The organism is Hyphomicrobium sp. 2TAF46 (assembly GCF_052114865.1).
Classification (GTDB): domain Bacteria; phylum Pseudomonadota; class Alphaproteobacteria; order Rhizobiales; family Hyphomicrobiaceae; genus Hyphomicrobium_B.
The window spans coordinates 306441-325252 of record NZ_JBFRFO010000001.1; the positions used below are offsets into that span (position 1 = coordinate 306441).

At 61.1% G+C, this 18812-nt stretch carries 19 protein-coding genes and 1 tRNA gene; 15 read left to right on the forward strand and 5 right to left on the reverse strand.

What is annotated here, in order from left to right; genetic code table 11:
* Positions 1-80: 80 nt before the first annotated feature.
* The 9 genes from AB4Z24_RS01385 to AB4Z24_RS01425 all read left to right on the forward strand — a co-directional run bounded on the left by AB4Z24_RS01385 (position 81) and on the right by AB4Z24_RS01425 (position 7796).
* A complete protein-coding gene (locus tag AB4Z24_RS01385; RefSeq protein WP_441706045.1) occupies positions 81-602 on the forward strand; it encodes a GNAT family N-acetyltransferase in 522 nt (173 codons plus the stop codon).
* Positions 599-1639, forward strand: coding sequence for a GTPase ObgE (gene obgE, locus AB4Z24_RS01390; RefSeq protein ID WP_441705318.1), 1041 nt, complete (start codon positions 599-601; stop codon positions 1637-1639). Before AB4Z24_RS01385 ends, obgE begins: the two co-directional genes overlap by 4 nt.
* A gap of 104 nt (positions 1640-1743) precedes the next feature.
* Entirely contained in the window at positions 1744-2841 is a 1098-nt protein-coding gene (locus AB4Z24_RS01395) for a calcium:proton antiporter (protein ID WP_441705320.1), read from the forward strand.
* A gap of 143 nt (positions 2842-2984) precedes the next feature.
* Positions 2985-4145: a glutamate 5-kinase gene (proB, locus tag AB4Z24_RS01400; protein WP_441705322.1), complete on the forward strand. Its 1161-nt coding sequence runs from the start codon at positions 2985-2987 to the stop codon at positions 4143-4145.
* Positions 4146-4149: 4 nt separating this feature from the next.
* Positions 4150-5436: a glutamate-5-semialdehyde dehydrogenase gene (locus AB4Z24_RS01405; protein WP_441705324.1), complete on the forward strand. Its 1287-nt coding sequence runs from the start codon at positions 4150-4152 to the stop codon at positions 5434-5436.
* 25 nt (positions 5437-5461) lie between these two features.
* The gene (locus AB4Z24_RS01410) at positions 5462-6115 is read left to right on the forward strand and encodes a nicotinate-nucleotide adenylyltransferase (RefSeq protein WP_441705326.1); all 654 of its coding nucleotides are present in this window, start codon (positions 5462-5464) and stop codon (positions 6113-6115) included.
* Positions 6116-6228: 113 nt separating this feature from the next.
* The gene (rsfS, locus tag AB4Z24_RS01415) at positions 6229-6690 is read left to right on the forward strand and encodes a ribosome silencing factor (RefSeq protein ID WP_290995364.1); all 462 of its coding nucleotides are present in this window, start codon (positions 6229-6231) and stop codon (positions 6688-6690) included.
* Between the two features lie 70 nt (positions 6691-6760).
* Positions 6761-7243 (forward strand): 23S rRNA (pseudouridine(1915)-N(3))-methyltransferase RlmH, encoded by a 483-nt coding sequence (gene rlmH, locus AB4Z24_RS01420; RefSeq protein ID WP_441705329.1) that lies wholly within the window; start codon positions 6761-6763, stop codon positions 7241-7243.
* 40 nt (positions 7244-7283) lie between these two features.
* Positions 7284-7796 carry a DNA-deoxyinosine glycosylase gene (locus AB4Z24_RS01425; RefSeq protein WP_441705330.1) on the forward strand — a complete coding sequence of 171 codons (513 nt, stop codon included), beginning with the start codon at positions 7284-7286 and terminating at the stop codon, positions 7794-7796.
* Between the two features lie 15 nt (positions 7797-7811).
* On the opposite strand, the gene AB4Z24_RS01430 is transcribed toward AB4Z24_RS01425, so the two are convergent.
* From AB4Z24_RS01430 to AB4Z24_RS01440, 3 genes are all read right to left on the reverse strand, one after another.
* Entirely contained in the window at positions 7812-8636 is an 825-nt protein-coding gene (locus AB4Z24_RS01430; RefSeq protein ID WP_441705332.1) for an SDR family NAD(P)-dependent oxidoreductase, read from the reverse strand.
* 165 nt (positions 8637-8801) lie between these two features.
* Positions 8802-9194, reverse strand: coding sequence for an META domain-containing protein (locus AB4Z24_RS01435; RefSeq protein WP_441705333.1), 393 nt, complete (start codon positions 9192-9194; stop codon positions 8802-8804).
* A 20-nt stretch (positions 9195-9214) separates the two neighbouring features.
* Entirely contained in the window at positions 9215-10894 is a 1680-nt protein-coding gene (locus AB4Z24_RS01440; RefSeq protein WP_441705335.1) for an acyl-CoA dehydrogenase family protein, read from the reverse strand.
* Between the two features lie 350 nt (positions 10895-11244).
* On the opposite strand from AB4Z24_RS01440, the gene AB4Z24_RS01445 reads away from it, so the two are divergent.
* The gene (locus AB4Z24_RS01445) at positions 11245-12135 is read left to right on the forward strand and encodes a YihY/virulence factor BrkB family protein (protein WP_441705337.1); all 891 of its coding nucleotides are present in this window, start codon (positions 11245-11247) and stop codon (positions 12133-12135) included.
* Positions 12136-12214: 79 nt separating this feature from the next.
* On the opposite strand, the gene ccrA is transcribed toward AB4Z24_RS01445, so the two are convergent.
* Complete coding sequence (gene ccrA / locus AB4Z24_RS01450) at positions 12215-13531, reverse strand: crotonyl-CoA carboxylase/reductase (protein WP_441705339.1); 1317 nt, start codon at positions 13529-13531, stop codon at positions 12215-12217.
* A 225-nt stretch (positions 13532-13756) separates the two neighbouring features.
* Between ccrA and AB4Z24_RS01455 the strand changes: the two genes are divergently transcribed.
* From AB4Z24_RS01455 to AB4Z24_RS01475, 5 genes are all read left to right on the forward strand, one after another.
* Complete coding sequence (locus AB4Z24_RS01455; protein ID WP_441705341.1) at positions 13757-14119, forward strand: hypothetical protein; 363 nt, start codon at positions 13757-13759, stop codon at positions 14117-14119.
* Positions 14120-14260: 141 nt separating this feature from the next.
* Complete coding sequence (locus AB4Z24_RS01460; RefSeq protein WP_441705343.1) at positions 14261-16273, forward strand: methylmalonyl-CoA mutase family protein; 2013 nt, start codon at positions 14261-14263, stop codon at positions 16271-16273.
* Between the two features lie 44 nt (positions 16274-16317).
* Positions 16318-16620, forward strand: coding sequence for a hypothetical protein (locus AB4Z24_RS01465; protein ID WP_441705345.1), 303 nt, complete (start codon positions 16318-16320; stop codon positions 16618-16620).
* A gap of 10 nt (positions 16621-16630) precedes the next feature.
* Positions 16631-16975, forward strand: coding sequence for a hypothetical protein (locus AB4Z24_RS01470; RefSeq protein WP_441705347.1), 345 nt, complete (start codon positions 16631-16633; stop codon positions 16973-16975).
* A 70-nt stretch (positions 16976-17045) separates the two neighbouring features.
* Positions 17046-17130 (forward strand) — tRNA-Leu (locus AB4Z24_RS01475).
* A 261-nt stretch (positions 17131-17391) separates the two neighbouring features.
* Here the strand turns inward: AB4Z24_RS01475 and AB4Z24_RS01480 are convergent.
* Positions 17392-18735 (reverse strand): reverse transcriptase family protein, encoded by a 1344-nt coding sequence (locus tag AB4Z24_RS01480; protein ID WP_441705349.1) that lies wholly within the window; start codon positions 18733-18735, stop codon positions 17392-17394.
* Between the last annotated feature and the right edge of the window lie 77 nt (positions 18736-18812).

Consider the following 18812-nt stretch of genomic DNA (forward strand, 5'->3'; position numbering starts at 1 on the left):
GGGGATGGCTCTGCCGTCCCCTTTTGCCTTTTTGAGTGCCCATCCATATCGTGAACTGAATTTCGCGGTTAACCGTGGCCATGAAAACCGCACGCCTCAATCTCAGAGCCCTCGTCGATGGCGATGCCACGCGCATCGCTATGTTGGCGGGCGAGTGGGACGTCGCGAGCATGACCGGCCGCATTCCCTACCCCTACACCGCAGAAGCCGCGCTCGATTGGGTCAACGGCCTCGCCGAACGCGAGGAAGTGTTCGGCATCGAACGTGACGGCGAACTGATCGGCATCTGCGGCTTCACGGCCGAAGCGAACGGCGATGCGGAGCTTGGCTATTGGCTCGGCAAGGCCTATTGGGGGCAAGGCTATGCAACGGAAGCCGCTCGCGCGGTCATGAACTATGGCTACGCCAAGGCAGGCGTCCGCCGCTTCGTTTGCAAGCATCTGACCGGCAACGGAGCCTCGGCACGCGTTATTCGCAAGCTCGGCTTCAGATTATCGGGCTCGGCGACCGGTTGGTGCGAAGCGCGCCAATGCGAACTGCCCGCACTTTCATACGAGCGCCGTCGTCCCTGGACTTTGGCCATTAGAGCTTTGGCATCATGAAATTTCTCGATCAGGCAAAAGTCTACATTCGGTCCGGAGCCGGCGGTAACGGTTGCATCGCTTTCCGGCGCGAGAAGTTCATCGAGTTCGGCGGTCCGAACGGCGGCGATGGCGGCAAAGGCGGCGACGTCTACGTCGAGTGCGTGCAGAACCTGAACACGCTGATCGACTACCGCTATCAGCAGCATTTCTTCGCCGAGAACGGCACGCCGGGAATGGGCCAGAACCGAGCCGGACCGAACGGCAAGGATTGCACGATCAAGGTACCGCCCGGCACGCAAGTTTTTGGCGAGGACGGCGAGACGCTGCTCGCCGATATGACGACACCCGGCCAACGCGTGCGCCTCGCCAAGGGCGGCAACGGCGGCTTCGGCAACGCCCACTTCAAGACCGCAACGAACCAGGCTCCACGCCACGCCAACCCTGGTCAACCGCCCGAAGAGTTGACGATCTGGCTGAAACTCAAGCTCATCGCCGATGCCGGACTCGTCGGCCTGCCAAACGCGGGCAAATCGACGTTCCTCGCGGCCGTATCCGCGGCGAAACCCAAGATTGCCGACTATCCCTTCACGACGCTGCACCCGAACCTCGGTGTGGTCCGCGCCGGCGACGTCGATTTCGTGCTTGCCGACATCCCGGGCTTGATCGAAGGCGCGCACGACGGCGCCGGTCTCGGCGATCGCTTTCTCGGCCACATCGAACGCTGCCGGGTTCTTCTCCATCTCGTCGACGTCAACTCGGAAGACGTCGCCGCCGACTACAAAACCATTCGCCGCGAACTGAAAGCCTACGGCAACGGCATCGAGAAGAAGAAAGAGATCGTCGCGCTTTCAAAATGTGATGCGGTCGACGAAGCAACATTGCTCGAGCGCCGCGACCAGCTGAAAAAGGCGTCGCGCAAGACACCACTCGTCCTCTCGGCTGTCTCCGGCCAAGGCGTCAAGGATGCGCTTTACGCCATCGCGCGCGAAATCGCGCGCGCCAACTCAGCTGAGGAAGAAACCGATGCCGAGCCACCGGGTCCCTGGCAGCCCTGAGGCGCGGCCAGCCTGAATGGATCGCTTGCCCGGCGCGCGCAACTCACTCACAATCGGCGCGTGAGATTGAAGCCCCTTAGACAAGCACTCAGGAAACACCGCGCATGACCCACCCAGGCCGAACCCCCGTGTGGACATGGGCCGTCCCCGTTTTCGGACTTCTGTTTTTCGTTGCGGCGTCGGCAGTGGGATTTGGCGACGATTTCGCCACTCACCCGCTCGGCTTAGCGATATCCCTCATCTTGATCCCGGTGATTATCGGCACGGTATTCGCAGCCGTCTACCATGCCGAGGACGTCGCACATATCATGGGCGAGCCTCTCGGCACACTCGTACTGACGATCGCCGTCACGGTCATCGAGTTGGCCTTGATCGTATCGATCATGGCGGCGGGCAAGGCGACGCCGACGCTAGTGCGCGAGACCGTATTCGCCGTCATCATGATCGTCACGACAGGCCTCGTCGGGCTCTGCATCGTGGTTGGCGGCATTCGCTATCGCGAGCAGCGGTTCGACGTAACATCGGCAAAGATCTATCTCGCCGTGCTGATCGTGCTGACAACGTTGACGATCATTCTGCCGAATTACACGACGACGACGCCCGGCGGTGTCTATTCCGAGAGCCAGCTGATGTTCGTCAGCATTGTCACCATCGCGCTCTATTCGGTGTTCCTCTACACGCAGACAGTCTTGCACCGGGGCTACTTCGTCGGCGAGCATACGGAAAAGAGCGGCGTCCAGCCCAGCCAGGGCAAGCTCGCCCTTGCGGCCCTCCTGCTTTGCGTCGCTCTGGCCGCCGTCGTGTTGCTGGCGAAACTGGTCGCCGTCGTGATCGATGTCGGCGTGTCGAGATTCGATGCACCGGAGAGCATCAGCGGCGTTATCATCGCGCTGATCGTACTGACGCCGGAGTCCATCTCCGCCGTTCGTGCCGCGCGGAAGAATGACCTCCAGAAGAGCCTCAACCTTGCGCTCGGATCATCGCTGGCAACCATCGGGCTGACGATCCCGGCGATCGCTGCAGCCAACCTCTTCATTCACAAGCCGCTCGTTCTCGGCCTCGATACAAACGACCTCGTGCTGGTCGTCATGACGTTCGCGACGAGCATCCTGACGTTCAGTACCGGACGCACCAATGTGCTCTTTGGCTTCCTCCACCTTGTGATCTTCGGCACATTCATGTTTCTGACGTTCGTCCCGTAAGGCGGAATTAGCCATTCGGGCCTGCAATTGGTAAAAACCGCGTCGGCATTGCCGCTATGCGGCCCTCGCCTCTTGCCGGAATGCCCGCATTTGCAGATAAGCAGGCCACAAACTGCTTCCCGCTACCCTTTTTCGAGATGGAAATGGCCAACCCGTCAGCATCCGATGCCACGACGCTCACCGCGCGCCCAGAATGGGCCGAGGCGCGGCGCATCGTGGTCAAGATCGGCTCCGCCCTGCTGACCGACCGCTCCACGGGCCGCATCAAATCCGCCTGGCTGAACTCTCTGCTGGACGATGTCGCCGAGCTCGCCAAGGCCGGTAAGGAAATCGTCCTCGTATCATCCGGATCGATTGCTCTCGGCCGCCATGCCCTGAAACTGCCGAAAGGCCCCCTGGAGCTCGAACAGAGCCAGGCGGCAGCGGCCGTTGGCCAGATCAGCCTCGCCCACGCCTATCAGGAACTCGCCGCAGCGCGCGGGCTGACGGCCGCCCAGGTGCTTCTGACGCTCGGCGACACCGAAGAGCGCCAGCGCTATTTGAACGCCCGCAACACTATCGAAGTGCTGCTGGCGCTGAAAGCCATTCCCGTCGTCAACGAAAACGATACCGTCGCGACGGCGGAAATCCGCTACGGCGACAACGATCGGCTCTCCGCGCGCGTCGCCTCGATGGTCTCCGCCGATTGCCTCGTCCTCCTGTCCGACATCGACGGACTCTATACCGCTCCCCCGAACGACGATCCCAGCGCCAAGCACATTCCTCTCGTGACCGAGATCACGCCCGAGATCGAGGCGATGGCGGGCGATGCCGGAACCGAGCTTTCCAAAGGCGGCATGAAGACCAAGATCACGGCCGGCAAGATTGCCCTCGCCGCCGGCACCGACATGGTCATCACCTCCGGAAAAATCTATCATCCGCTGCGCGCCATCTCTGAAGGTGTGCGCGTCACTTGGTTTATCGCCAAATCCGACCCGGTCACCGCGAAGAAGCGCTGGATTTCGGGCCAGCTGGTCCCGAACGGCCAGATCTTCCTCGATGCCGGGGCCGAGAAAGCACTTCTGACCGGCAAAAGCCTCCTGCCGGCCGGCGTCACCCGCATTGACGGCGCGTTTGGCCGTGGCGATGCCGTTATCATCCGCTCGGCCGATGGCCGCGAACTCGGCCGGGGCCTTGTCGCCTATGCGGCAGACGAAGCCCGGCGTATCATGGGAAAACGATCTGGCGAGATTGCCGCGATACTCGGTTACGAAGGACGCGACACGCTCATTCACCGGGACGATATGGCGTTGACGAGGACGTGAAGCGATGAACAGACCGGAGCGCATCGAGAACGATACCGCTGCGTTGATGCGCGGCATCGGCGAAGCCGCGAAGGCCGCAAGCCGCCGGCTCGCCATCGCCACGCCGGAAGAGAAGAACAACGCGCTCAAGGCCGCAGCCAAAGCCCTGCGCGACGCGACGCCGGCTATTCTTGCAGCCAACGTCAAGGACGTCGAAGCCGCGAAGGCCGCCGGACGCCCCGCATCGTTCGTCGATCGGCTCCTGCTCGATGAAAAACGCATCGCCGGCATCGCCAAGGGACTTGAGGAAATAGCCGAGCTGCCCGACCCCATCGGCACCGTCCTTGCCGAATGGACACGGCCGAACGGCTTGAAGTTCCAGCGCGTGCGCGTTCCGTTGGGAACGATCGGCATCATCTACGAAAGCCGCCCGAACGTGACGGCCGATGCCGGCGCGCTCTCATTGAAAGCGGGCAACGCATCGATTTTGCGCGGCGGCTCCGAAAGCCACCATTCGAGCGTCGCCATTCACGCCTGCCTCGTCGAAGGACTGCGCGCAGCGGGACTTCCCGAAGCCGCAATTCAGCTCGTTCCGACGACGGATCGCGAAGCGGTCGGCGCCATGCTGCGCGGCCTCGACGGCGCAGTCGATGTCATCGTTCCTCGCGGCGGCAAAAGCCTCGTTCAACGCGTGCAGGAGGAAGCACGCGTTCCCGTCTTCGCGCATCTCGAAGGCATCTGTCACACCTATGTCGACAAAGCTGCAAACATCGATATGGCCCTCCCCATCGTCATCAACGCCAAGATGCGGCGGACGGGCGTCTGCGGCGCCACCGAGTGCCTGCTCATCGATAAGAACGCCACGAGCGACTTTGTGATTCCACTGGTGAAGGCCCTGCTGGACGATGGCTGCGAAGTCCGCGGCGATGCCGTCGTGCAAAAGGCCGATCCGCGCGTCAAACCGGCATCGAATGAGGATTTCGGCAGGGAATTCCTTGAGCCGATCATCGCCGTCAAAATGGTCGACGGCGTCGACGACGCCATCGAGCATATCGCCCGCTACGGCTCGCAGCACACCGACGCCATCGTCACCGACTCCGTGCCGACCGCCGAACGCTTCCTCGACCGCGTGGACTCGGCCATCGTCCTCGTCAACGCCTCGACACAGTTTGCCGATGGCGGCGAATTCGGCTTTGGCGGCGAAATCGGCATCGCTACAGGCAAGATGCACGCGCGCGGACCTGTCGGCGTCGAGCAATTGACGAGCTTCAAATATAAGGTCCGCGGCAACGGCCAGATCAGGCCGAAGTGATGAACCGCGGAGAGGCACCTCTCAGTTGACGCGAAAGATTCCGCTGCAGAGCTTCGGCTCCCTTCGCGTCAAAACCCCTGTCTGTCTTCCGGGGCAACGCATAGGTGTGATGGGGGGCACGTTCAATCCGCCCCACGATGGCCATCGCATCGCTGCCGAAGCGGCGATGAAACGACTGAAGCTCGATCAAGTCTGGTGGCTCATCACGCCGGGAAATCCGCTCAAATCGAACAACGGACTTCCCCCGCTCCACGGCCGAATGAACCTCGTCCAAGCCTTCGCGCGCGGACCAAAAATGAAAATCACGGGCTTCGAGCGTGAGCTCGGTACCCGCTACACGGCCGGAACGCTATCGTTTCTGAAGCAGCGCTATCCCGCCGTCCGTTTCGTCTGGATCATGGGCGCCGACAACCTCGCCCATTTCGACCGCTGGCAGCATTGGCGGCACATCGCCGAAATCATGCCGATCGCGGTTGTTGATCGCCCTGGCTGGCGCCACGCCGGCTTATCCTCACCCGCTGCCCGTGCCCTCGAGCGCTACCGCGTCCCTGAGTCCGAAGCGGCGATTTTGGCCGACCTTCAGCCCCCCGCCTGGATGCTTCTGACCATCCGCCTTTCGGGCCTTTCCTCCACCGCTCTCCGTGGTGCCGCGAACCCAGTCATGGCGCTGAATGATTAAGTCTTTGACTTCTATGACACTTCTGCGACAGCCCGGCCCTCATTTCCAATTGCGGCCCGGCGCGACGCCCATTAATATCCCGGGTGCTCCGGATCGTCCGGACCTTGAAAGACATGCGGGACCAACCAGCAAAGGACGTTCGCCGCTTGATTCGAACCACAACCGAGGCCGCCCGTAAGGGCTCCTCTCTCGCCTCGTCCGCCGCCCCGGCGCCGGACTCGGCCGCCCTGCTTGATGATGTCGTCCGTTGGCTTGACGACGCGAAGGCAGAGGAAATCGTCTCCCTTCCCCTCAAAGGCAAATCCGCACTGGGCGATTACATGGTCGTCGCGTCGGGCCGTAACGACCGGCACGTTGGCGCCATCGCCGAGCAGCTGCGCGAAAAGCTCAAGGCGCGTGGAGAGTCGCGCGTCAGGGTCGAAGGCTTGGGCGCCTGCGATTGGGTGCTGATCGACACCGGCGACGTGATCGTTCACGTCTTCCGGCCCGAGGTCCGCGAATTCTACAATCTCGAGAAGATGTGGCAGGCGGAGATCCCGCCGGATGCATCGCGCGGCGACTCCTCGCAGCACTGATTGCGCGGATTAAGAAGACCACCTGCAGCGGACGCGGCCGCGCATCGTCGGCCGCGCTAACGGGCGATTGATGCGCATCGCGATCTCGGCGGTCGGGAAACTAAAGGACGCCGAGGAACGCGCCATCGTCGAGCGTTACGCCAAACGCCTGAACGGCGCCGGCAAATCGCTCGGCCTCGGACCAGTAGAAATTCGTGAGTTCCCCGAAAGCCGCGCCCCCGGCGCCGACGAGCGCAAACGCGATGAAGCGGCGCGCCTCCTAAAGGACATCGGCGCGAGCGATGTCGCCGTCGCACTCGACCCATTGGGGAGATCTCTGACGAGCGAAGCCTTCGCTATCTTGATCCGCGACACCCGCGACGGCGGTGCGAAGACGTGCCACTTCCTGATCGGTGGTCCCGATGGCCACGGCGACGCCGTACTGAGCGCAGCGGCGTTGAAGTTATCGCTTGGCTCGCTCACGCTTCCGCACGGCCTCGCCCGCGTCGTCCTCGCGGAACAGCTTTACCGCGCCGCGACCATCCTCTCCGGCCACCCCTACCATCGAGCGTGAGATCACGGGAAATTCAGTCAGCTGCACAGGGACCTCCAGAATGGAAGTGCTGTCAAAATATAGCTTTCTCCCAATCGTCGGTCCCAATGCACGTGTTTTGGTTCTTGGTACCCTGCCCGGCGAGGTATCATTGGAGCTTCAGCAATACTACGGCCATGCCCGCAATCAATTCTGGCCAATTCTCGCAGAGATATGCGGAGAAAATCTTCCATCAGCATACCCCGATCGAGTCGAAATGGTGCGGCGGAGTAAAGTTGCGCTATGGGACGTTCTGCACAGTGCCGAGAGGAACGGAACGGCGCTCGACTCCGCTATCAAAAACGAATGCGCCAACGATTTTGCCAGCTTCTTTCGCCAACATCCGATGATCCGAACCGTCGCTTTCAACGGAAACAACGCGCACAAATTTTTTAAGCGACACGTAAAGAAAAAGCAGGATCTCCCATCTGATCTCCATTTGTTGCCCTCCTTACCGTCCACTAGTCCGGCATTCGCGAGGGCTCCAGCACTAAAAGCTGCCAAATGGCGAGAGATACTAACGGCCGCTCTTTAATCTCACGCACCATATTCAGGACTTCCGCGTGAAATAATCGATCGCGAACTGCGGCAAAGCCCGCCGCATCGCAACCGCGATATATGTCGGCGTCGTCACGTAATAATGGCGCCGCGGCCGCGCGCTTTCGACGGCGTGGATAAGGCGTTTGCTCACCGCTTCAGGCTCCAACTTGAACGTCGCTTTCCCGCCGGCCTGCATCGCCGCGATGCGCGCCTGATAGATATCCCGATGCGGTGAATTCTCGATATCGACGGTCGCGAGCAGCCGTGCCAGCGCATGCTCGACGAACCGCGAACGGATCGGCCCCGGCTCGATCAGCGAAACGGAAATTCCCGATCCCTCGAGTTCGAGCCGCAGCGACGTCGTCAACGCTTCGAGCGCGAACTTCGAAGCGCAATAGGCTCCGCGATACGGAGCAACCACTAGACCGAGCACGGACGAACAGTTGACAATGCGCCCCGATCCGTTCTTCCGCATCGACGGAATGAGCCGCCGCGTCAGATCGTGCGTGCCGATCACGTTCACTTCGAACTGTTCGCGCAACAGCTTCGGCGACAGATCTTCGATCGCCCCAGGCTGTGCAAAGGCGGCGTTATTGAACAGCGCGTCGATCTTTCCGCGCGTCATCTCCAACGCCCTGATGGCGCACGTCGCGATCGATTGAGGATCGGCAAGCTCGAGGGGCAGCGCTTCGACGCCGATAAAATTCTTGAGCCGCGCCAGATCTTCGGATTTGCGGGCGGTCGCGATCACGCGCCAGCCGCGCTCGCGCATCGTCCGCGCCGCGTCGAGACCGATACCGGACGAACATCCGGTGATGAGAATAGAGCGAGTCATTGGGCTCCGGCCGTTGCGCCGATCCGAGCTTAGCACGAGGCTATAGGTATCGCCTCGGTGCGGTCCCGAATCAGAATGTCCGCCGGATTCTAGCGCGTTCCACGGCGCGCATCCCGGCCCGCAAGCACGGTCGTTGCGCCCGGCGACGATGCCGCCCCGGCCCTGCTATTTCTTGAACTTCACCAGCACGTGGCCGTCGTCCGCCCGGAGCGTCAGCACGTCGCCCTCGACGACGAAGGAACGCGCGGCTTCGAGCGCCGTGAAGTATTGAGTTTCGATATCGGACTTGCCTTCGCACGCCATTTTCGTCGCCGCCAAGGGACCGATCTGAATGGCATCGTCCTCGATGGAAATCGGACCGCTGAAGCGGTTGCAGCCGCCGGACCCCGAAACCTTTTCCGTCGTGTAGTCGAAGGTCAGGCCCTCCACGGGGTGCCCGTTGAGTTCGGTCGCGACCCAGCTAGCGGCCAACGGACCATCCTCGTCATCCCCAGCGAACGCCGGACCGCTCATCGCCAACGCCAGCGCGCCGAAGAGCATCGCCCTCATGTATCGCATGTGCCTTTGCCCCCAAGCGATTAGTTGGCACCCTCAAGCAGCCGCCGCGCAATAACCTGCGCCTGAATTTCTGCCGCACCCTCGAAAATATTCAGGATGCGCGCATCGCAAAGCACGCGGCTCACCGGATATTCGAGCGCGAAACCGTTGCCGCCGTGGATCTGCAAAGCATTGTCCGCGTTCGCCCAGGCGACGCGTGCGCCAAGCAGCTTCGCCATGCCCGCTTCGAGATCGCAGCGACGGCCAGCATCCTTCTGCCGCGCCGAGAAATACGTGAGCTGCCGCGCGATCATCGTCTCGACGGCCATCATAACGACCTTGTTGCGGACGCGTGGGAACGAATAGATCGGCTTGCCGAACTGCGAGCGTTCGAGCGCATACTTGAGCCCGAGATCCATGGCGCACTGCGCGACACCGACCGCGCGCGCCGCCGTCTGGATGCGCGCCCCCTCGAAGGTGTTCATCAGCTGCTTGAAGCCTTGCCCTTCGACGCCGCCGAGCAGGTTTTCAGCCGGAACTTCGAAGTTGTCGAAGGAAATGTCGTATTCCTTCATGCCGCGGTAGCCGAGAACCTCGATCTCGCCGCCAGTCATGCCCTGCGCCGGAAACGGCTCCGCGTCCGTTCCGCGCGGCTTCTCGGCGATGAACATCGACAGGCCCTTGTAGCCCTTTTCGTTCGGATTGGTGCGCGTCAGCACCGTCATGACGTCGGCGCGGACGGGATGCGTGATCCACGTCTTCTGACCGGTGATCTTGTAAACGTCACCGTCCTTCACTGCGCGCGTCGTCAGCGAGGCAAGATCGGAGCCGGTGTTCGGCTCGGTGAAAACGGCCGTCGGCAGCCACTCGCCGCTCGCGATCTTCGGGAGATATTTCTCCTTCTGCTCCGGCGTGCCATTGTTATGGATGAGTTCGCCCGCGATCTCCGCGCGCGTGCCGAGCGACCCGACGCCAATGTAGCCGCGCGAAAGCTCTTCCGACGCGACGCACATGGATTCCTTGCCGAGCGCCATGCCGCCGAACTCTTCCGGCAGCGAGAGACCGAAAACGCCAAGCTCGGCGAGCTTCGCAATGACGTCGAGCGGAATGTATTCGTTCTTGAGGTGCCACTCGTGCGCGTGCGGATAAACTTCATCGAGACAGAAGCGGCGCATCAGATCCTGGATCTGCGCATGCGTCTCGTCGAGACCCGTGTCGCCGAAGGTCATCGCTTCGGGCTGTGAGGCGATCAATTCGCCAAGACGCGCCTTGACCGTTTCCGAACCGCCTTCGGCGACGATGTCGGCAACCGAATCCTCAAAACGGCGGAGATCGCTCTTCGGAACACCCAGCGCCTCGGCGCGCGCGATTTCAAGCTGGCTCATCGGAATGCCGTTGGCGACCTGCGCGGCGTATTCGCCGAAAGCCGCGATGAGCAGCAGCTGCTCGAATTCGCCGAAGCGCCCTTCGCCCTCGAGACGGCTCGCCCAATCGTGCATCTGGCGAAGGCCCTCGACCGTCGTCGCAAGCCATGCGAGCCCGTGCGCCGTATGCTGCGCCTCGTCGATGCCGCCGGCTTCCTGGATCTTGATCCTGACGCCCGCCTTGGCTGCCTGAAGTATTTTGTCCGCCCCGGCAACGACTTCACCGGTACGCTCGATGAGCTTGGCGGCTCCTCCTGCAAGGATGCTGGCTCCAGCCTTCATCGGCGTAACAGACATACGTTTCTCCTGAGGAATGACAATGCGCCGGACAATGTATTTCGCCCATCCCAGCGGTACTGCGCGACCAATTCACTGCTCTGCAGGATTAGTCAACAGGCCGCGACCCTGAACCAGCCCTCGCGCGACGTATTTGCGCAAAACCGGCCGCCAGAACGCTCCGAGTGCGCCCCGGGAACGATCGTGAACCTTGTAAGGTTTCAGCCGGTTACAGGACTGAGCATGAGCCGGAACCTGCGTCCAAATTGCCGCCTCCTTCAGACTTATGACGTCCGGTGTGGACCCCGGTTCTCGGAGACACTAGGTTCCGCGCAACAAAACACGAAAAGCTTGGGGAGAGACGTTAACTCATGAAGCGCATGCGAAGATTGTTCGAGGCCGTCTACCGGGTCTACGAGCATTCGGGCTTCGCGATGGCCGGCGCGATCGCATTCTCTTTTGTCGTTTCCATTTTTCCCTTTTGCATCTTTCTCGGCGCCCTCTCCGGTATTTTCGGCGGCCGCGAGCTTGCTCAGGACGCCATCAACCAATTGTTTGCCATCCTGCCGGAGCCGGTCGTCAAGGGTATCGCTCCGCAGATCGAAGCGGTGATGGGATCGCAGCGTATCGACCTTCTGACCGTCTCCGCATTCCTGGCCCTGTTCTTCGCCACAAGCGCGGTCGAGACACTGCGCGCCGCCTTGAACGGCGCCTACCGGGTGCGCGAGAAGCGGCCCTACGCGCTATGCCTGCTGATCAGCATGCTCTTCGTATTCGTCAACGCGTTCTCGACGCTGGTGATCACCTGGGCCGTCGTCGTCGGCCCGGGCATCTTCGGACCAGCAATCGTCGAAAGCTTTTCTGCCGGTTGGATTAAAACGTTTATAGACTCGATCAGCCTAGGACCCGGGCTCCGCTACAGCGTCGCCGGCACCGTGATGGCCGTCCAGTTGTTTGCGCTTCACTTGTGGCTGGTGGCAGGCAGACGGCGCGTCGCCGATGTTTGGCCCGGCATACTCCTGACGATCGGCCTTTGGCTCGCCCTCGCCGGACTGTGGTCCTACTACATTAAAATCAGCAATTATTCGCTGTTCTACGCCGGTCTTTCGCAGCTGATGATCGCGCTGATCTTCTTCCAGTTCACCGCGATCACCATTCTCTTGGGCGCCGAATTCAATCGCGGTCTGATGGAAATGAAGCGTATGCGCCGCGAAGCGGCCGAGCGCGAAGCGCTTCGCCTCAGCACGATTGGCGGCGCGTAAACGCGCCGCCTCGGCAATCGAAGATTTCTCAGGACAAATACAGCCTCCTTCGCCGTGACCAGCGAAGGAAGGTAATGCGTTATCGCGGCTGCGGCCCAGCTTCGATGACGTCTTCCAGAGTCCGAAGACCCGTCGTCGGGGCCGATACCAGCACCGCCATGTTGCCTGGCTTGTGCTCGTTCCGGTACATCCGCATGTGTGCCTTCGGAATCTGCTCCCACGAGAACACTTCCGACATGCACGGATCGATGCGGCGCTCGACGACCAGCTTGTTGGCCTGCGACGCTTGGGCGAGGTTGGCAAAGTGCGAACCCTGCACGCGCTTCTGGTGCATCCAGAGGTAACGCGCATCCATCGTCAGATTGTAACCGGTGGTGCCTGCGCAGATCACGACCATGCCGCCGCGCTTCACGACCTGCACGGAAACCGGAATCGTCGTCTCACCCGGGTGTTCGAAGACGCAGTCGACGTTGACGCCCTTGCCGGTGATCTCCCAGATCGCCTGGCCGAACTTGCGCATCTCCTTCAGCCACTCTTGATACTCGGGCGAGTTCACCTTCGGCAGCTGTCCCCAGCAGTTGAACTTCTTGCGATTGATCACACCCTTGGCGCCGAGCTGCCGGACGAAGTCGAACTTGTCATCCTCGGAAACGACGCCGATCGCGTTGGCGCCAGAGGTCGCGCAAAGCTGAACCGCGAAGGCGCCGAGGCCGCCGGCCGCACCCCAAACGAGCACGTTATGGCCAGGCCTAAGCACGTGCGGACGATGGCCGAAGAGCATGCGGTAGGCTGTTGCGAGCGTCAGCGTATAGCAGGCGCTCTCTTCCCACGTCAGATGCTTCGGCCGCTCGAGAAGCTGGCGGTCCTGCACGCGGCAGAACTGCGCGAACGAGCCATCCGGCGTCTCGTAACCCCAGATGCGCTGCGAGGGCGAGAACATCGGATCGCCGCCGTTGCACTCTTCGTCGTCGCCGTCGTCCTGATTGCAGTGAACGACGACTTCATCGCCGACCTTCCAGCGCTTCACCTTCGAACCGACGGCCCAGACGATGCCGGACGCATCCGAACCTGCGATGTGGTACGGCTGCTTATGGACGTTGAACATCGAGACGGGCGTGCCGAGCGAGGCCCAGACGCCGTTGTAGTTGACGCCGGCCGCCATGACGAGGACGAGCACGTCGTGGCTATCCAGCTCCCATGTCGGAACGACTTCGACTTGCATCGCCGTTTCCGGCAGACCCTCACGCTCCTTGCGGATGGTCCAGGCATACATGTTCTTCGGCACGTGCCCGAGCGGCGGAATTTCCCCGATCTCGTAAAGATCTTTCTTGATGCCCGCCGTCGCCGACTGAGCATCGGCCACGTCGCTTTTTGCTGCCAACTTCTGGCTCGACATTGGTGTTGCGTCTCCCGACCTTTTCCCCGCGACGAGGGCCGTTATGGCTCATCTTCTTCGCGTTTCTCCCCAAGTTCGCTTGGGGATCGCAGTATGAAGCACGTTTTTGCGCTGCAATGAAGAGGGTTAGGCCGCCGTTAATGTCGGCTCAATTCCTCTTTAACGAGAGAGGGTTATCGTTCCGGCGTCCTTTACCTACCCATTCGGGCAGTTGGAACTCGGCTCATGCAAGACCTCTTTTGGCAGCTCAAGAATACCGACTCCTTCATCATTTACACGACGCTCGTATTCGTCGCGATCGTCGGCTGGTTTATCCGCGAAATCGCCGGCTCCTCGGGGCTTGCCTTGAGCTCGCTCCCTTTGCTGACGATCGGCGGAATTGCAGGCCCGGCTTTCTTTACCCAGCAAATGATCGCGCTTTCATACGATAAGAACGTCAACGTCGTCACTGCGACAGCATTGGGCGTCCTCGTGGTGCTGCTCGTCATCCTGTTGGGCAAGTGGCTCTGGATGGTCATTAACGAGCATCGCGTCAGCCGCGCTCGGCTCGTCGCCATTCCAAGCCGTCCGCCCCGCCTGCGGCGCTGATCCAGACCCGCGGCAGTCAGTCTTTGTGCCATCCCGTACTGGCAGAGCGCGGCGAACTGCCGGTTTTGCCTTTTCAAGGGCTTCGGCTACGGTAAATGTCTTGCCACCACAATTTGACCCGAGCCCAGGGGCGCTTTTTCGATGTCGGACACCAAGTCCCGTGACCACGCGACGACCAACTCAGCAAAAGCCGTGCGCGATAAGCCCTGGCTGTTCCGGACCTATGCCGGCCACTCGACGGCAGCAAAGTCGAACGCCCTTTACAAGATGAATCTCGCGAAGGGTCAGACAGGCCTTTCGATCGCCTTCGACCTTCCGACGCAGACGGGCTACGATTCCGATCACGAACTGGCCCGCGGCGAGGTCGGCAAGGTCGGTGTTCCAGTTTCGCACCTCGGCGATATGCGTACTCTATTCGCCGACATTCCCATCGAGCAGATGAATACCTCGATGACGATCAATGCCACGGCCGCGTGGCTCTTGTCGCTCTACATCGCCGCCGCCGACGAACAGGGTGCGGACCGCAGAAAGTTGCAGGGCACGATTCAGAACGACATCATCAAGGAGTACCTCTCGCGAGGCACATACGTATTCCCGCCCGAGCCCTCGCTCCGCCTCATCAAAGATACGATCGTTTACTCCTACCTGCACGTACCGAAGTGGAACCCGACGAACGTCTGCTCCTACCATCTGCAGGAAGCAGGCGCGACGCCGGTGCAGGAACTCGCCTACGCGCTGGCGACCGGTATTGCAGTTCTGGACACCGTGAAAGCCTCCGGTGAAGTGCCAGAAAAGGACTTCGGCACGGTTGTCGGGCGCGTCTCCTTCTTCGTGAACGCCGGCCTCAAATTCATTACCGAGGTCTGCAAAATGCGCGCGTTCAACGAATTGTGGGAAGAAATTACGCGCGACCGCTACGGCGTGACTGATCCCAAGAACCGTATGTTCCGCTATGGCGTCCAGGTGAACTCGCTCGGCCTCACCGAACCGCAAGCTGAAAATAACGTCTACCGCATTTTGATTGCCGCGCTTGGCGTCACACTCTCGAAGAACGCACGCTGCCGCGCGCTCCAGCTTCCGGCGTGGAACGAAGCGCTCGGCCTTCCGCGCCCGTGGGATCAGCAATGGTCGCTGCGCATGCAGCAAGTGCTCGCCTACGAAACAGATCTGTTGGAGTTCGGAGACATCTTCGATGGCTCGGCCGAGATTAAGCGCAAGGTCGATGCGCTGAAAGAAGAGGCAAAGGACGAGCTCAAGACGATCGAGCGCATGGGTGGCGCAATCGCCTCCATCGATTACATGAAACGCAAGCTTGTGGAGAGCAACACGGCTCGGCTTTCAGCCATCGAAACAGGCGATCAGACATTGGTCGGCGTCAACAAATGGACGGAGACGGAAATTTCGCCGCTTGGAGCGGGCGAAGGGGCCATCCTCGTCGTCGATCCGGCCGTAGAGATCGACCAGGTCGAGCGCCTGAAGGCTTGGCGTGCTGCGCGCGATAACAAGGCCGTGGCTAAAGCCCTCGCGGATATCGAATCCGCCGCGAAGGAAGGACGCAACATCATGGAGCCCTCGATCGCGGCGGCCAAGGCTGGCGTGACGACTGGGGAATGGGGCGGCCTTTTGCGTAAGATATTTGGCGAGTACCGCGCACCGACCGGCGTCTCGCAAGCCGCCGTCGCTCGCGACAGCGCCGCCTTGGAAGAGGTGCGAAAATCAGTCGATGCGGCCTCCGAGAAACTCGGCCGCCGTTTGAAGTTCCTCGTCGGCAAGCCAGGCCTCGATGGCCATTCCAATGGCGCCGAACAGATTGCCGTGCGTGCCCGCGACGTCGGCATGGAAGTTGTTTACGAAGGCATCCGCCTGACGCCTGCGCAAATCGTTCGCGCGGCAGTCGACGAAGGCGTCCACGTCGTCGGCCTGTCGATCCTGTCCGGTTCGCACGTGCCTTTGGTGAAGGACGTGGTTGACCGCATGCGAAAAGAAGGACTGGACGACGTGCCGCTCGTCGTCGGCGGCATCATCCCGCCCGAAGACGAGAAAACGCTGAAAGCCTTCGGCGTCGCTGCCGTCTACACGCCCAAGGACTTCCAGCTGAACGACATCATGGCGGACATCGTGAAGCTCGTGGACCGCTACGCCAAGGCCGCGTAACCAGACCTTGCGAGGGCCAGCCGGCTCTCGCTACCCTAGGCCACATGAAAATCTGGGTCGTCCTGTTCCTGCTTTTGCTCGCCGTAGGCATTGCCTTCGGCGTCGCACGCGATCTGTTCTCCCGCCAGCAGGGCACCGTCGTCGGCATCGTCACCGCCGTGGATTTCGGCAACCCACAGCCGAAATGGTATCCGGCAACGCCCCCGCACTACACCGCGCGCCTGCCGGACGGCCGACTGGTCGTGGTCGCCGCCAAAACGCCGCTGAACCTCCCCGTAGGAGCCTCGATAGGCCTTACGGAACTGATGACACCGTGGGGACAGATCTGGTACAGGCAGCGCGACTAGGGAGGGGCTGTTGCGCGAAGAAACTCGAAAGCGGCTCGAACGGGCACTCTGGATCGACCGAGCCAAGAAACTCGGTATCGCCCTGGCGATCGTCGCGGCGATTGGCTTGGCGTTCGGCTACGAAACGCTGGATATGTCCGTCTCCAACACGGATGTACAGGGCACCGTCACCGACATCGAGCCCCTGGTCTCCAAGCAGAACTCCGCCGATGGCGAAAACGTCATCGTCAGGCTCGACGGCGGGCCTCTGGTCCGCGTGCTGGCCTACAAGTCCCGCAACATCAAGATCGGCGACAAAATCCAGGTCGTCGAGCACCATCATGCGACGGGCCGGGTGACGCATACGCTCAGATAATATCTTCGCGCGTTGACGCGGCGCCAGGGCCGGTATATGTCGCCGCTTCGCTCGAAATATTCGGGTCGATGCCTCAGTGGCGGAACGGTAGACGCGGCAGACTCAAAATCTGCTATCCATCGGGTGTGGGGGTTCGAGTCCCTCCTGAGGCACCACAGTTACCCACAATCGCTAGTTCCGTCGTGCTATCGACGGACTAGTTTAGGCTTCGCAACTCGCGAAGCGCGCGCTTTTCAAACTGCAAGACCCTGGAGTTTGTGGATCGCAAAAGGGATCGTTATTCCACGTCCAGCTGGATGCCTGTCACGTCCTAAGTAAAGGAACATTCCGGCTGTCTTGATGCCATTTTACTTGGCAGGCTGGATTATGTGTCTCATTGGACAGGTCGCGTTTCTGACGGCGTATGAGACCTATTCTCAGACGCCTCGAGTTGGCTTTTTCCAACCCAACGCTGACGCTTGATCTCGGTTGAGCATGTAAAGGTAGGCAAGCTTACCCTCAAGACGCATACGCTCGTGGGCGTCGACGTCAGGCGAAGTATTTTGACGATGTAACGCCGCGCGCAATTTGCGCCGCTCTTGCCTCGAAAGCCCCATTTCCTCGTTTACGACGACGCCGGTGACGGCCTGACGGCGGCCAGCTCGCATGACGCGAGTTTTCTTCGTATTGGCGGCGAAGCCTTCTTCGGAAATAATTTGGGGGACGAGCTTCAGCAGCTTGGCAATTTTCTTTGTGTCGTTTCCGGAGAACGTCAGGTCGTCGGCATATCGCGTGTAGGCGAAACCGTGCTTGCGAGCCAGGCCAGCGAGGCGATGGTCGAGGCGCAGCAGAATGGCATTGCAAAGTCCTGGGCTCGTCGGCGCGCCTTGTACGCAGACTCGGGGTCCGGTCGGAACCTGATATGTTTTGCCCTCTGCTACCACAGGCTGGCGCGGAGATTCCGTCATGAGAACGGCGAGCGCGGCCGCCACTGGATAGCTGTACCCGAGCGCGATCAGGAGACCGCGCACGCGTCCATAGTGGATGGTTGGAAAGCAATCCTTGATATCAAAATGCAAGACGACTGCTTTTCCCACATGCGGTGCCGCATTGGTCGCGACCGAACGACCTTGCAAGAACCCATGCGCATGCTCGCTCACCGGCAACTTAGAAACGAGAAGGTGATCCAGTCTGCGCAGCACGGCTTTCAGCTGTCGTTTCGGCGCATGAATGATGCGTTCGCCGCCGGAACGCTTGGGAATCGCGAACGTAACGTAGTGAGACGCCGTTTCTCGAAAGCGATGCTGGCTGAAGTATCGGAGCTTCCCCGGCGTCAGCGATAACGCGGCTGCGACCTCGTCTTCCGTCTTCCAGAGGGGTAGCCCATAACGCTCGAGTTGCGCTTCGTCGATTGCGAGATCCATCACGTCGCGGTTGCGCGTGCGCAGCGACGGACCGAACAGGCGATCGGCCTCGTGCTCCGTCAGATATTTAGTTCTTGGCGGCGGCGGCCAGCGACGTTGTTTCGGATCGGGCGGGGGCTTCGGCAGGAGACGGTTATCACGGAGAATGAGCCGGCGATGGTTGGGCTTCAGTGTTCCGGATGTCTTGATGACTTCCTGCTTGAACTCTGCCTGTCCGACGTCGGCTACAGCGGACACGTCGCGTTGCGGAGCCTGCGCCCACTTTTTTTCAGCTCGCTTGCGTTGCCTGTTGCGCCAAGCTGTCCTTATGCCCACGAATAGGAAATACGCGATGACGAGCGCTGCAAGATGAGTCATCGAGGCCCTGCCTCGACTGTTCCCACCCAACAATCAATACGCAGCCCCGAATCTGAGGGAACACCCACAAACAAGGC